Source organism: Pseudomonas sp. WS 5503 (assembly GCF_012985385.1).
GTDB classification, from domain to species: domain Bacteria; phylum Pseudomonadota; class Gammaproteobacteria; order Pseudomonadales; family Pseudomonadaceae; genus Aquipseudomonas; species Aquipseudomonas paracarnis.
Window position 1 is genome coordinate 1 of sequence record NZ_JAAQWI010000014.1, and the last position, 13,846, is coordinate 13,846.

Genomic DNA, 13,846 nt, shown 5'->3' on the forward strand with positions numbered 1-13,846 from the left:
ACATCCGACCACGCAAGCGATTTAACTGGCTGTGTCCGATCGAGGTATTCACTCAGCTGATGGGCTTGCAACATGAGGCTCCTGCTTCAATTCAATAACCGTGTTGCACTCAGCTCCTGCAACCGCCAGGCTATTGCTTCCCTGGCCATTTAACGGAGTCAGGTGGCGCCGATTAAGGAGTTTATGAATGTCTTTATCTGTCAATAATTCGCCCTTTGTCAAAGTTGATACATCACCTCTGAGCGGGCAGTTGCCGACCCCGTTGAAAGTCGACATGCAACCTAAACCTCCGACGAGCCATTTCAACCTCAACCCCGCATCTGCACGCAATGAAAACAGTGAGGTCATGGTGAGTGCGACGGCGCTCACCAGAGTATTTGACATGCTCGAGCAGTTCTTCAAATCCATGCGGGAGATGCTTTTGGGGAAAAGTGTTACGCCTGATCTGGAGGCAAAAGACCAGCCCGTGAAGCCAGCTACAACTGATCAAGCGGTGAAGCTGAATGCAAAAGACCAGCCGGTGAAACCAGGTACGACTGATCAGTCGGTGAAGCCGGATGCAAAAGACCAGCCGGTGAAGCCAGGTACGACTGATCAGTCGGTGAAGCCGGATGCAAAAGACCAGCCGGTGAAGCCAGGTACAACTGATCAAGCGGTGAAGCCGGATGCAAAAGACCAGCCCGTGAAGCCAGGTACGACTGATCAGTCGGTGAAGCCGAATGCAAAAGACCAGCCGGTGAAGCCAGGTACGACGGATCAAGCGGTGAAGCCGGATGCAAAAGACCAGCTCGTGAAGCCAGGTACGACTGATCAAGCGGTGAAGCCGAATGCAAAAGACCAGCAGGTGAAGCCAGGTACGACTGATCAACCGGTGAGGCCGGATGCAAAAGGTCCGGGGGTGTTAATAGATCACGGCGGATTGACGCCGAAACCGGGTAGAAACGATCATCCAGTGAAGCCGTCAGTGCCGATGCCTTCAGTGAGTGTCACTAATGATGCTGAAGCAAATGTGCATGTGAACATCAATGTCGCTCACTGTCACTGCCCTGATACAAAGGACGGGCCAACCCCGGACTTAAATCCCAGGCAAGGTCCGAAGCCGGAATCGAACCCCGTGCCGCAGCCCGGTCCAAAGCCGGAATCGAACCCGGTGCCGCAGCCGGGTCCAAAGCCGGAATCGAACCCCGTGCCACAGCCGGGTCCAAGGCCGGAATCGAACCCCGTGCCCCAGCCGGGTCCAAGGCCGGAATCAAACCCCGTGCCCCAGCCGGGTCCGAAGCCGGGATCGAACCCCGTGCCACAGCCCGGTCCGAAGCCTGAATCGAACCCCGTGCCACAGCCGGGTCCAAAGCCGGAATCGAACCCGGTGCCGCAGCCCGGTCCAAAGCCGGAATCGAACCCGGTGCCGCAGCCGGGTCCAAAGCCGGAATCGAACCCCGTGCCGCAGCCCGGTCCAAAGCCGGAATCGAACCCCGTGCCACAGCCGGGGCCGAAGCCGGAATCGAACCCCGTGCCACAGCCGGGGCCGAAGCCGGAATCGAACCCGATGCCACAGCCAGGCCCGAATCCGGATACCAACCCGATACCTACACCCGCGCCACAGCCCGATAAGTTTGTTCCTGATTTGACCAGCCCAGGTCCTGCTGAGAATAAATTCGACAAAAACTGGCGCTTCAATGCTCGACTTTCATCCAGATCTTGAAACCCGCTGGCTCATAAGAACGCTTGAATAAAACAGGGGGCTTCTCCGAGGCATACCACTCGGAGAAGTACTGTTTAAGGAGAAACTTGTGTCGTGCTATTCGATTAATAATATTGCGCGCGTGATAGATGTCCGTCAGGTGGCACCTGCAGATACGTTAAAGCCCGTTAGTGGTGCTCTTCAGTGCACTCCAATTAATTGCCGGACTGTCGAGACAGGTAAAAATAGCATTGGTACTAATACGGAATTAGTCACTACATTGTCGGGGCTATTTGCGTCTTTTTTTTCACAGCTGATTTCTCTGTTGTCCGGTAAAAAAGATACGACAGTTCCTGATACTCCTCCTCAGCCCAGGGTTCTGCCTGAGGTTCCGCCTCGGGTCATACCTGAACCGCTGCCACCAAAGCCTGAGGTCGCCGCAAATATTCCGGGTCTTTCGATAAAGCGTAATGGGGCTAAGCCGGAGAATATCTGGAGTGGCTTTCGCCAAGGGCCAGATGGCAACTGCGTTACCGTATCGGCCATCAAGGCAGCCATGTACCGATTTGGTCAAAGCCCAACGGACATTTTTCACTCGGTGAGAAAAGAGCCTGGCGGTTATCGGGTGGTCATGCGCGACGATTTTCAGCTGAGATTGACCGACTCGGAGTTGGCACAAGCAGCACAAGGTTCGCGGTTTATAGGTCCCGATAAAGAGATGCTCAAGGATGCGCAGTTTCTTTTTGCCGTCAGCGCCAAGCGCGCGCAGATGGAAGACAACGATGGTACGGCGAGCAGGAGTTTTCATGCTGCCATTCGCAGCCTGAACAATGGGGAGGATGAGTGGGGGCCGGGGGAAGGGTTTCTGCGCCTGGGGTTGAGGAAACACATGAGAAGGGTGCCCGTCAGTGCGCTCGCCGGTGGGCAAGTGGGTATGTGCAATCGGGATAAGCATTCGGTAGCGGTTATCAATGGTCGTGAAGAGTTGTGGGGGCGCCGAGGCTCGGCCCCTACCTACGGCGATGCTGTAGCGCTTATGTAATTGAACAGGCAGCCAGGCGGGCGGCTCCATTGACGGCAGTGGCGCTTGGCTGCATCTTTTGCAACCTCGCGTGATCAGGCGCGACCCTATTCCAGCAACCGCCTGAAACCCTCGATCGGCAATGGCCGGCTGTGTAAATACCCCTGGAACAAATGGCAGCCCAGCTTTTGCAGGAACGCCAGCTGTTCCAGGGTTTCCACCCCCTCGGCGATGACTTCCAGGTTCAGGCTGCGCGCCATGGCCACAATGGCGCGGATGATTTCTGCGTCATTGGGGTCGTGGGTCGCATCGCGCACGAACGACTGATCGATCTTCAGTGCGTCCACCGGCAAGCGCTTGAGATAGGTCAGGGATGAGTAGCCGGTGCCGAAATCATCCATCGCAAAGCTCACGCCGAGTTTTTTAAGGCGGCGCATCTTCATCACGGTGTCGTCCAGGTTCTGGATCACGATGCCTTCGGTGATTTCCAGTTTCAGCAGGCTGAACGGCAGGCCGTGTTGCTTGAGGCTGTGCTCCACCCGTTCCACAAAGTCGTTCTGGCGAAACTGCCGCGGGCTGATATTCACGCACAGGCTGAAATTGAGCGGGTCCACCAGGCCGTCGGCAATCAACTGGGCAAAGGCGCCGCAGGCTTCATCGAGAATCCAGGTGCCGACCTCCAGGATCAGGCCGCTGTCTTCCAATACCTTGATAAATTCCGCCGGCGACTGCGCGCCCAATTGTGGATGCTGCCAGCGCACCAGGGCTTCGGCGCCGATTATCCTGTTGCCTCGCGCATCCACCTGGGGCTGGTAATGCACGCTGAATTCGCCGCGTGACAAAGCCAGGCGCAAGTCGGTTTCCATGCGCAGGCGCTCGCTGGCGGTTTTTTGCATGCTGTTGTGGAACATCTGCGTGGTGTTGCGCCCGGAGTCCTTGGCGCGGTACAGGGCGATGTCGGCACGCTTGAGCAGATCGGCGGGTGTGGTGCCGTGGTCGGGGATCAGCGCCACGCCGATGCTGGGCGTGACCTGCAACCGGTGACCGTCAAGGAACATGGGTTCCGAGAGCAATTCGCGCAGGGTATCGGCCAGCGCTTGCACCTGGCTGCTGACCGTCTGGCGGGTGCCCTCCAGGCCGCTGAGCAATACCACAAACTCGTCGCCGCCCAGGCGCGCCACGGTGTCCTCCGTGCGCACGCTGGCTTCCAGGCGCGCGGTGACGATTTTCAGCACGGTGTCGCCAACGGGGTGGCCGAGGGAGTCGTTGATGTGCTTGAAGTGATCCAGGTCCAGAAACAGCAGGGCGCCGCGCAGGTTGTGGCGCTTGAGCAGGGCGATCTGCTGGCTCAGGCGGTCCATCAGCAGTGCCCGGTTCGGCAGGTTGGTCAGCGGGTCGTGATAGGCCAGGTGCCGGATCTGCGCCTGGGCGTTCTTCAATAGGCTCACATCCCGCGCGGTCAGCAGCAGGCAGGGGGTTTCATTCAAGGTGATCGGCTCCACCGAGACCTCCACCGCCAGAACCTCGCCACGCTTGTTGCGCCAGAGCATTTCCAGGTGGTGAATGCGCCCCTTGATGTGCAACTCGGCCAACAGTGCGGCGCGTTGGTTTTCATCGGCCCAGATGCCGATCTGGTACAGCGTCAGGCCGATGGCTTCTTCGGTGCGGTAACCGGTCAGGCGGCAAAAACCGTCGTTGACCTCCACGTAACGGCCGGTGTCGCGTTCGGTGATGGATATCGCATCGGGGCTGGAATGGAACGCCTTGGCGAACTTCTCTTCACTGGCCTTGAGTGCGGCTTCCGAGCGTTGCTGTTGGGTAATATCGCGCAGCGTGGTGACGATGCACGGCTGGTCACTGACCTTGATCAAGCGGCTGGAAATCATGCAGGTCAGGCTTTGGCCGTCCTTGTGATGCACCACGATAGCCACATTGCTCAGGGCCTGTTCGCGTATCACCTGCTCGATGCGCTGCAGGCGCTTGCTGGAGTCGTCCCACAAGCCGATTTGTTCCGCGCTTTTGTCGAGCACTTCGGCGGCTGTCCAGCCAAACGTCTGGGTAAACGCCGGGTTGATCTCGATAAAGGCGCCGCTGTCCAGGCAGGTCACGCAGATCGGGTCGGGGCTGGCCTGGAACAGGCTGGCGAACTTTTCTTCCGAGGCGGTCAGCCGTTGCTCGCGCTCGACCTGGTCGGTGATATCCAGCAAGGTGCCGGCCATGCGCAGGGGCTTGCCTGACTCATCGCGATACAGGCGTGCGCGGCTCTCCAGGTAGCGCGGGCTGCCGTCTTCCATTTGCACGCGGTAGGTCAGCTGATAGTTGCCGTCCGGGCCTTCGCGCAAACTGCGGTAAGCATGGCGCATGCCCTCCCGGTCCTCATCGGACATGCCTTCAAAAAACGCCTCGAAAGACTCATGGAACGGCGCGGGCTCCAGCCCGTGTAGCTGGGCGGCTCGCGCCGAGCCGTAGAGCATGCCGCTGGGGATGTGCCAATCCCAGGTGCCCAGTTGCGCGGAATCCAGGGCCAGGTCCAGGCGTTCCTGGCTTTCCTTGAGCGCTTGCTCGGCGTTTTTGCGTTCGGTGATGTCCAGAAAGGTGCTGATCAGGTACGCCTCGCCGTCCAGTTCCACCTTTTGTGCGCTGAGGGTGCCGTCATGAATCTGGCCGTTGCTGGCGCAGAACTGCACTTCCATGGTGATGGGTTCGCCTTTGCGTTGCGTGGCCTTGACCAGCAGCGCCCGCTGTTCCGGGTGGCGCCACAGGCCCAGTTCCAGGGTGGTGCGGCCGATGGCATCGGCCACCGGCCAGCCGAACAGCATTTCGAAATACTGGTTGGCTTCGCTGATCAAGCCGTCGGCCTGGCGCGTCAGCAGTACCATGTTCGGGCACAGGTGGAACAGGGTGGCGAAGCGCTTTTCCGAATGGCTGAGGGCATGTTCACGGTCGCGTTGGTGGGTGATCTCGCGGATCACCCCGATCATGCGTCGCCGTCCGGCTTTGTCGGGGGCCAGGTTGCCGCTGATTTCCAGCCAGTGCAGGCTGCCATCGGGCCATTGGATGCGGTGGTGCATGGCGCGGTCGAAGGGCTCTCCGGCGAGCACCGCATGAAAGCCGCGCACCACCCGCGCACTGTCTTGCGGGGCCAGCAGGTCTAGGTAATCGAGGTCCTTGGGCAGAGGCTGGCGCGGGTCAAAGCCGAATAGCGCCTGGGTGCCCCGTGACCAACTGATTCTTCCTGTGTCGATTTCCCAGCACCAGGCACCCAGCCGCGCGGCATTGAGGGCCGCGAGCAGCTGCGGGGCACTGTCCCAGCTTTGTTCCGCCGCTTGAGGGTCCAGGGCGTAGATGCGGGGCAGGGGGGGAATCGGGTCAAGGGGGTTGCGCATTATCAAAGGGCCTTGGCTCATTGAGAAAACCGCGCGGTTTGACCTAAACCCCTGGCCCGCACGGTGTCATGCCGGTAACCCTGGCAGATCGACCTGTGCATCCAACAGGCTCATGAAAGCCCGCGCAGCGTTCGACAGCGTCCTTTCGGTGTGCACGATATAGCCTAGCTGGCGACTGAGCTGTATGCCCGGCAAAGCGATACTTGCCACCTGATCGTCAAGCATGGTGCGCGGCAACACGCTCCAGGCCAGGCCGATGGAGACCATCATCTTGATGGTTTCCAGGTAGTTAGTGCTCATCGCTATGTTGGGCGTCAGGCCCTGGGCCTCGAACAGGCGGCTGACAATATGGTGGGTAAAGGTGTTGCCACCGGGAAACACGGCCGGATGCCCGGCGATATCGCCCAGGCTGACGGAACCGTTGCTGATCAGGCTGTGTTCCGGCGCCACCACAAAATCCAGTGGGTCGTCCCACACCCGGGTTGCACGTACCAGGTTGTGGGGCTCAGGCGCCAGGGTGATTACCGCGACTTCCGCACGGCCATGGAGGATTTCTTCGTAGGCCACTTCTGAATCCAGAAACTGAATATCCAACGCCACCTTCGGATATTGCCGGGTGAAGGTGCGCAGGATCGGCGGTAGGCGATGCAGACCGATATGGTGGCTAGTGGCCAGAGTGAGGCGCCCGCTGACTTCGCCGGTGAGGTTGGTCAGGGCCCGGCGGGTGTCGTCCAGCACGTTGAGGATTTGATAGGCGCGGGGCAGCAAGGCCCGCCCGGCCTCGGTCAAGCCGACTTCGCGGCCCAGGCGGTCGAACAGCCGTACCTTCAATTGTTGTTCCAGACCGGCGATGCGCTTGCTGATGGCCGGCTGGGTCAGGTGCAGGCGTTCGCCGGCGCCGGAGAAGCTGCCGGTCTCGGCGATGGCGATAAAGGCGTTGAGGTTGGCCAGGTCCATGGTGCTATTCCAGTTGGTAATCCAAAGCATAAAAAATATGAATTTGAGTTATTTAATGTAGCGCCATACCATCAGCCTCACAAGCCAAAGGGTTATTGAAAAGCCCGGCGTATAGAAGCACCGCTGATGAGGACCGACTGATGGCCGGCAAAACGCTTTACGACAAGCTTTGGGATTCCCACGAAGTGAAACGTCGCGATGATGGATCGTCGCTGATCTACATCGACCGTCACATCATCCATGAAGTGACCTCGCCCCAAGCGTTCGAAGGCCTGCGACTGGCCGGGCGCAAGCCTTGGCGCGTCGACTCCATCATCGCCACTCCGGACCACAACGTGCCGACCACTCCTGAGCGCAAGGGCGGCATCGAAGCCATTGCCGACCAGGTTTCGCGTTTGCAGGTGCAGACCCTCGACGATTATTGCGACGAATACGGCATCACCGAATTCAAGATGAACGACGTGCGCCAAGGCATCGTCCACGTCATCGGCCCGGAGCAGGGCGCCACCTTGCCGGGCATGACCGTGGTCTGCGGTGACTCTCATACCTCCACCCATGGTGCGTTCGGCGCCCTGGCCCACGGCATCGGTACTTCCGAGGTGGAGCACGTGTTTGCCACCCAGTGCCTGGTGGCCAAGAAAATGAAGAACATGCTGGTACGCGTCGAAGGCCAATTGCCGTTTGGCGTGACCGCCAAAGACATCGTGCTCGCCGTGATCGGCAAGATCGGCACCGCCGGCGGCAACGGCCATGCCATCGAGTTCGCCGGCAGTGCTATCCGCGACCTGTCCATTGAAGGCCGCATGACCATCTGCAACATGTCCATCGAAGCCGGTGCCCGCGTGGGCATGGTGGCGGCGGACGAAAAAACCGTCGAATACGTCAAGGGTCGCCCGTTCGCGCCGCAAGGCGCCGATTGGGATGCCGCCGTCGAAGCGTGGAAAGACCTGGTCTCCGACGCCGATGCGGTGTTCGACACCGTGGTCGAACTCGACGCTACGCAGATCAAGCCGCAAGTCAGCTGGGGCACTTCGCCCGAAATGGTCCTGGCCGTCGACCAGAACGTGCCGGACCCGGCCAAAGAGGCCGACCTGGTCAAGCGTGGCTCCATCGAGCGCGCCTTGAAATACATGGGGTTGACTGCCAACCAGGCGATCACCGACATCCAGTTGGACCGTGTGTTTATCGGTTCCTGCACCAACTCGCGGATCGAAGACCTGCGCGCCGCAGCGGTGATCGCCAAGGGCCGCAAGGTGGCCTCGACCATCAAACAAGCCATTGTGGTGCCAGGTTCCGGGCTGGTTAAAGCCCAGGCGGAAGCCGAAGGGCTGGACAAGATCTTCCTCGAAGCCGGTTTTGAATGGCGGGAGCCGGGCTGCTCGATGTGCCTGGCGATGAACCCGGACCGCCTGGAGTCGGGCGAGCATTGCGCATCGACCTCCAACCGTAACTTCGAAGGGCGTCAGGGCGCGGGTGGGCGTACCCACCTGGTGAGCCCGGCCATGGCCGCCGCTGCTGCCGTCAACGGTCGTTTCATCGACGTTCGCGAATTGATCTGAGGAAAACCCGATGAGAGCTTTTACCCAACACACAGGCCTTGTAGCGCCGTTGGACCGTGCCAATGTGGACACCGACCAGATCATCCCAAAGCAATTCCTGAAGTCGATCAAGCGCACCGGTTTCGGCCCCAACCTGTTCGATGAGTGGCGCTACCTGGACGTGGGCTACGCCTACCAGGACAACTCCAAGCGCCCCCTGAACAAGGACTTTGTGCTCAACGCCGAGCGTTACCAAGGTGCCAGCGTGTTGCTGGCCCGGGAAAACTTCGGTTGCGGCTCCAGCCGTGAACACGCGCCGTGGGCCCTGGAAGAGTACGGCTTTCGGAGCATCATCGCGCCGAGCTACGCCGATATCTTCTTCAACAACAGCTTCAAGAACGGCCTGTTGCCGATCATCTTGAGCGACGCAGAAGTGGACGAGTTGTTCCAGCAAGTGGAGGCCAATGTCGGCTACCAACTGACGGTGGACCTGGCCGCGCAAACCGTGACCCGCCCGGATGGCAAGGTGTACCACTTTGAAGTGGATGCCTTCCGTAAGCACTGCCTGATCAACGGCCTGGACGACATCGGCCTGACCTTGCAGGACGGCGATGCGATTGCTGCGTTTGAAACCCGGCACCGGGCGAGCCAGCCCTGGCTGTTTCGCGATGCCTGATTTGCGGTAACCGTGCGGGCCCCATCGCGGGCAAGCCTGCTCCCACAGGGATCGAGGTTCGCCTGAGCACCTCGGTCAACGGTGGGAGCTGGCTTGCCTGCGATAGCGCCAGTGCAACCACCACAAACCCCAAGGAAAGCCACCATGACCACCACCGCCCACACCCAAGTCGTGCAAAAACAATTCGGCGAGCAAGCCTCAGCCTACCTGAGCAGCGCCGTACACGCCCAGGGCACCGAATTCGCACTGCTACAGGCCGAACTGGCCGGGCAGGGCGCTGCACGCCTGCTGGACCTGGGCTGCGGTGCCGGTCATGTCAGCTTCCATGTAGCGCCTCTGGTCAAAGAAGTGGTGGCCTACGACTTGTCCCAGCCTATGCTCGACGTGGTGGCCGCCGCCGCCAAAGACCGCAACCTGGACAACATCCGCACCGTGCACGGCGCCGCCGAGCGCCTGCCGTTCGCCGATGGCGAATTCGACTTCGTGTTCAGCCGTTATTCGGCCCATCACTGGAGCGACCTCGGCCTGGCCCTGCGTGAAGTGCGCCGTGTGCTCAAGCCGGGTGGCGTGGCGGCATTTGTGGATGTCTTGTCACCGGGCAGCCCGCTGTTGGACACTTACCTGCAAACCGTCGAAGTGCTGCGCGACACCAGCCATGTACGTGACTATTCCGGCGCCGAGTGGATGCGCCAGTTGAGTGAGGCTGGCCTGCACGTGCGCAACAGCAGTCGCCAGCGCTTGCGCCTGGAGTACACCTCGTGGGTTGAACGCATGCGCACGCCAGAGGTACTGCGTGCAGCAATCCTTGAGCTGCAAAAGGCGATGGGCCAGGAAGTACGTGATTATTACGAAGTTCAAGCCGACGGCACCTTCAGCACCGATGTGCTGGTGGTCTTCGCCGAACGCTGATTGATTTTTCCCGACCTGCCCACGGGCGGGTCGCTTGATGAAATGAGGAACGCATGAGCAAGCAGATTCTGATTCTCCCTGGCGACGGTATTGGGCCGGAAATCATGGCCGAAGCGGTCAAGGTCCTTGAGCTTGCCAACAGCAAGTACAGCCTGGGCTTCGAGCTGAGCCACGACGTGATCGGCGGCGCTGCCATCGACAAGCACGGCGTGCCGCTGGCTGACGAGACCCTCGACCGCGCCCGGGCTGCCGATGCGGTACTGCTCGGCGCCGTGGGTGGGCCGAAATGGGACAAGATCGAGCGTGACATCCGCCCTGAGCGCGGCTTGCTGAAGATTCGTGCGCAACTTGGCCTGTTCGGTAACCTGCGCCCGGCCATCCTCTACCCGCAACTGGCTGACGCGTCGAGCCTCAAGCCGGAAGTGGTAGCGGGCCTGGATATCCTCATCGTGCGTGAGCTGACCGGCGGTATCTACTTCGGCTCGCCACGGGGCGTGCGCGAGTTGGAAAATGGTGAGCGTCAGGCCTATGACACGCTGCCATACAGCGAGAGCGAAATCCGCCGTATCGCCCGTGTCGGTTTCGACATGGCGCGCGTGCGCGGCAAAAAAGTCTGCTCGGTGGACAAGGCCAATGTGCTGGCTTCCAGCCAACTGTGGCGTGAAATCGTCGAAGAAGTCGCCAAGGATTATCCGGACGTCGAACTGAGCCACATGTACGTCGACAACGCCGCCATGCAACTGGTGCGCGCACCCAAGCAGTTCGACGTGATTGTCACCGATAACCTGTTCGGCGACATCCTGTCCGACCAGGCGTCGATGCTCACCGGTTCCATCGGCATGCTGCCGTCGGCGTCCCTGGACACCAACAACAAAGGTATGTACGAGCCGTGCCACGGTTCGGCGCCAGACATCGCGGGACAGGGCATTGCCAACCCGCTGGCGACGATTTTGTCGGTGTCGATGATGCTGCGCTACAGCTTCAACCTGGGCGATGCGGCGGACGCAATCGAGAAGGCCGTCAGCCTGGTGCTGGATCAGGGCTTGCGCACCGGCGATATCTGGTCCCAGGGTTGCACCAAGGTCGGGACGCAAGAAATGGGCGACGCAGTAGTCGCCGCGCTGCGGAATCTGTAATCTCTCGGGCCCGCTTGCAGTTGTTGCTGCAAGGCGGCCCACTTTTTAACAAGGTGTAGTTGCGATGAAACGTGTAGGTCTGATCGGTTGGCGCGGTATGGTCGGTTCCGTGCTCATGCAGCGGATGCTGGAAGAGCAGGATTTCGATCTTATTGAGCCGGTGTTTTTCACCACTTCGAACGTAGGTGGCCAAGGGCCGTCCGTGGGCAAGGATATTGCCCCGCTCAAGGATGCCTACAGCATTGAAGAGTTGAAGAGCCTCGACGTGATCCTGACCTGCCAGGGTGGCGACTACACCAGCGAAGTCTTCCCCAAGCTGCGCGAAGCCGGCTGGCAGGGTTACTGGATCGACGCCGCTTCGAGCCTGCGCATGCAGGACGACGCGGTGATCATCCTCGACCCGGTCAACCGCAAGGTCATCGACCAGCAACTGGACGCCGGTACCAAGAACTACGTGGGCGGCAACTGCACCGTCAGCCTGATGCTGATGGGCCTGGGCGGCCTGTTCGAAGCGGGCCTGGTGGAGTGGATGAGCGCGATGACCTATCAGGCGGCCTCCGGTGCCGGCGCGCAGAACATGCGTGAACTGATCAAGCAGATGGGCGCGACCCACGCCGCTGTCGCCGATCAACTGGCTGACCCGGCCAGTGCGATCCTCGATATCGACCGCCGTGTGGCCGAGGCCATGCGCAGCGATGCTTACCCGACCGAGAACTTCGGCGTGCCATTGGCCGGTAGCCTGATCCCGTGGATCGACAAGGAACTGCCTAACGGTCAGAGTCGCGAAGAGTGGAAGGCCCAGGCCGAAACCAACAAGATCCTGGGGCGTTTCAAGAACCCGATCCCGGTGGACGGCATCTGCGTGCGCATTGGCGCCATGCGTTGCCACAGCCAGGCGCTGACCATCAAGTTGAACAAAGATGTGCCGATCGCCGATATCGAAGGGCTGATCAGCCAGCACAACCCTTGGGTCAAGCTGGTGCCGAACAACCGCGATATCAGCATGCAGGAGCTGAGCCCGACCAAGGTCACCGGCACCCTGAATGTGCCGGTGGGCCGCCTGCGCAAGCTGAACATGGGCAGCCAGTTCCTTGGCGCGTTCACCGTTGGCGACCAACTGCTGTGGGGCGCGGCTGAGCCGTTGCGTCGCATGTTGCGAATTTTGCTGGAGCGTTGATCGCTTGAGGCAATAACAGAAACCCGCGTTCTGGTGACAGGCGCGGGTTTTTTGTTGCCCTTGTGATCGTTCCCACGCTCTGCGTGGGAATGCAGCTCTGGACGCTCTGCGTCTGCTTTAGAGGGGCGTTCCCACGCAGAGCGCGGGAACGATCAGGGGGGCTGTAATTGCCTCACCCTCTACCACCCGGTAAAGTGCCGCTCCCCCGTAATGCCCGAGGCAATCCCATGACCCAGACCTTTGAAATCGCCGTGATCGGCGCTACCGGTACCGTTGGCGAAACCCTGGTGCAGATTCTCGAAGAGCTGGAGTTCCCGGTGGGCACCTTGTACCTGCTGGCGGGCAGCAACTCGGCGGGGGCTTCGGTGCCGTTTCGGGGCAAGAACGTGCGGGTCAAAGAGGTCGACACGTTTGATTTCAGCAAGGTGCAGTTGGCGTTCTTCGCTGCAGGCCCCGCGGTGACCCTGAGCTTCGCCCCGCGTGCCACCGCCGCTGGCTGCGCGGTGATCGACTTGTCTGGCGCATTGCCCGCCGAGCAGGCGCCGCAAGTGGTGCCGCAGGCCAACTCCCATGTGCTGGGCGCGTTGAAAAAGCCTTTCCAGCTCGGCAGCCCGAGCCCTTGTGCCACCTACCTCGCGGTGGTGCTGGCACCGTTGCGCAATGTAGTGGACATCCAGCGCGTGAGCGTCACCGCCAACCTGGCCATCTCTGCCCAGGGCCGCGAGGCCGTCAGCGAGTTGGCGCGCCAGACTGCCGAACTGCTGAACGTGCGTCCTTTGGAGCCAGCGTTCTTCGATCGGCAAGTGGCGTTCAACCTGCTGGCGCAAGTCGGCACGCCAGACGTCCAAGGCCATACCGCCCTGGAGAAGCGCCTCGTACACGAACTGCGTGCGGTGCTGGAAACCCCTTTACTAAAGATTTCCGCCACTTGCGTTCAAGCCCCGGTGTTTTTCGGCGATAGCCTGACTGTGTCGCTGCAACTGGCCGCGCCGGTCGACCTGGCCGCGGTGAACCGCGCCCTCGACGCTGCGCCGGGAATCGAGCTGGTCGAGGAGGGCGATTACCCCACCGCCGTAGGCGATGCCGTCGGCCAGGACGTGGTGTACGTCGGGCGAGTTCGCGCAGGTATCGACGACCCGGCGGAACTAAATCTTTGGTTGACGTCAGATAACGTACGCAAAGGCTCGGCCCTGAACGCCGTGGAACTGGCGCAGTTGTTGATAAAAGACCTTGTGTAAAAGATACTTGGCGGCAATTTGTAGATTGATTCTAGCCAGGCGCTATGCTTGGTCCCAAGTGAAACACAAGCGCGTCGGTGACCTATCGGCTCGCCATGCCTTATGGCAGCGGTTACCAACCTTCTCG

10 protein-coding genes are annotated in these 13,846 nt (G+C 60.6%); 8 read left to right on the forward strand and 2 right to left on the reverse strand.

Annotated elements, in window-relative coordinates; translation table 11 throughout:
• Positions 1–187 precede the first annotated feature (187 nt).
• Positions 188–1,702: a hypothetical protein gene (locus tag HBO10_RS28085; RefSeq protein WP_169922177.1), complete on the forward strand. Its 1,515-nt coding sequence runs from the start codon at positions 188–190 to the stop codon at positions 1,700–1,702.
• A gap of 88 nt (positions 1,703–1,790) precedes the next feature.
• Positions 1,791–2,723: a hypothetical protein gene (locus tag HBO10_RS28090; RefSeq protein ID WP_080757714.1), complete on the forward strand. Its 933-nt coding sequence runs from the start codon at positions 1,791–1,793 to the stop codon at positions 2,721–2,723.
• Positions 2,724–2,809: 86 nt separating this feature from the next.
• On the opposite strand, the gene HBO10_RS28095 is transcribed toward HBO10_RS28090, so the two are convergent.
• Both HBO10_RS28095 and HBO10_RS28100 read right to left on the reverse strand, forming a co-directional pair.
• Positions 2,810–6,088: an EAL domain-containing protein gene (locus HBO10_RS28095; protein WP_034126232.1), complete on the reverse strand. Its 3,279-nt coding sequence runs from the start codon at positions 6,086–6,088 to the stop codon at positions 2,810–2,812.
• Positions 6,089–6,154: 66 nt separating this feature from the next.
• A complete protein-coding gene (locus HBO10_RS28100; protein WP_034126233.1) occupies positions 6,155–7,045 on the reverse strand; it encodes a LysR family transcriptional regulator in 891 nt (296 codons plus the stop codon).
• A gap of 140 nt (positions 7,046–7,185) precedes the next feature.
• Here HBO10_RS28100 and leuC point away from each other — a divergent pair, with 140 nt between their 5' ends.
• The 6 genes from leuC to HBO10_RS28130 all read left to right on the forward strand — a co-directional run bounded on the left by leuC (position 7,186) and on the right by HBO10_RS28130 (position 13,719).
• Positions 7,186–8,604 carry a 3-isopropylmalate dehydratase large subunit gene (leuC, locus tag HBO10_RS28105; RefSeq protein ID WP_034126234.1) on the forward strand — a complete coding sequence of 473 codons (1,419 nt, stop codon included), beginning with the start codon at positions 7,186–7,188 and terminating at the stop codon, positions 8,602–8,604.
• 10 nt (positions 8,605–8,614) lie between these two features.
• Positions 8,615–9,259, forward strand: coding sequence for a 3-isopropylmalate dehydratase small subunit (gene leuD / locus HBO10_RS28110; RefSeq protein WP_014719160.1), 645 nt, complete (start codon positions 8,615–8,617; stop codon positions 9,257–9,259).
• A 144-nt stretch (positions 9,260–9,403) separates the two neighbouring features.
• The gene (locus HBO10_RS28115; protein WP_034126235.1) at positions 9,404–10,168 is read left to right on the forward strand and encodes a class I SAM-dependent methyltransferase; all 765 of its coding nucleotides are present in this window, start codon (positions 9,404–9,406) and stop codon (positions 10,166–10,168) included.
• Positions 10,169–10,221: 53 nt separating this feature from the next.
• Positions 10,222–11,304 carry a 3-isopropylmalate dehydrogenase gene (gene leuB, locus HBO10_RS28120; protein ID WP_003192555.1) on the forward strand — a complete coding sequence of 361 codons (1,083 nt, stop codon included), beginning with the start codon at positions 10,222–10,224 and terminating at the stop codon, positions 11,302–11,304.
• 64 nt (positions 11,305–11,368) lie between these two features.
• Positions 11,369–12,481: an aspartate-semialdehyde dehydrogenase gene (gene asd, locus HBO10_RS28125; protein WP_003192554.1), complete on the forward strand. Its 1,113-nt coding sequence runs from the start codon at positions 11,369–11,371 to the stop codon at positions 12,479–12,481.
• 227 nt (positions 12,482–12,708) lie between these two features.
• Entirely contained in the window at positions 12,709–13,719 is a 1,011-nt protein-coding gene (locus tag HBO10_RS28130) for an aspartate-semialdehyde dehydrogenase (protein ID WP_034126236.1), read from the forward strand.
• The last annotated feature ends 127 nt before the right edge of the window (positions 13,720–13,846 follow it).

What these genes read in the sequence shown, in the direction of transcription:
- HBO10_RS28085 (WP_169922177.1), top strand. Translation starts at nt 188, where the DNA reads ATGTCTTTATCTGTCAATAATTCGCCCTTTGTCAAAGTTGATACATCA.
- HBO10_RS28095 (WP_034126232.1), bottom strand. Translation starts at nt 6,088, where the DNA reads ATGCGCAACCCCCTTGACCCGATTCCCCCCCTGCCCCGCATCTACGCC.
- HBO10_RS28100 (WP_034126233.1), bottom strand. Translation starts at nt 7,045, where the DNA reads ATGGACCTGGCCAACCTCAACGCCTTTATCGCCATCGCCGAGACCGGC.
- leuC (WP_034126234.1), top strand. Translation starts at nt 7,186, where the DNA reads ATGGCCGGCAAAACGCTTTACGACAAGCTTTGGGATTCCCACGAAGTG.
- leuD (WP_014719160.1), top strand. Translation starts at nt 8,615, where the DNA reads ATGAGAGCTTTTACCCAACACACAGGCCTTGTAGCGCCGTTGGACCGT.
- HBO10_RS28115 (WP_034126235.1), top strand. Translation starts at nt 9,404, where the DNA reads ATGACCACCACCGCCCACACCCAAGTCGTGCAAAAACAATTCGGCGAG.
- leuB (WP_003192555.1), top strand. Translation starts at nt 10,222, where the DNA reads ATGAGCAAGCAGATTCTGATTCTCCCTGGCGACGGTATTGGGCCGGAA.
- asd (WP_003192554.1), top strand. Translation starts at nt 11,369, where the DNA reads ATGAAACGTGTAGGTCTGATCGGTTGGCGCGGTATGGTCGGTTCCGTG.
- HBO10_RS28130 (WP_034126236.1), top strand. Translation starts at nt 12,709, where the DNA reads ATGACCCAGACCTTTGAAATCGCCGTGATCGGCGCTACCGGTACCGTT.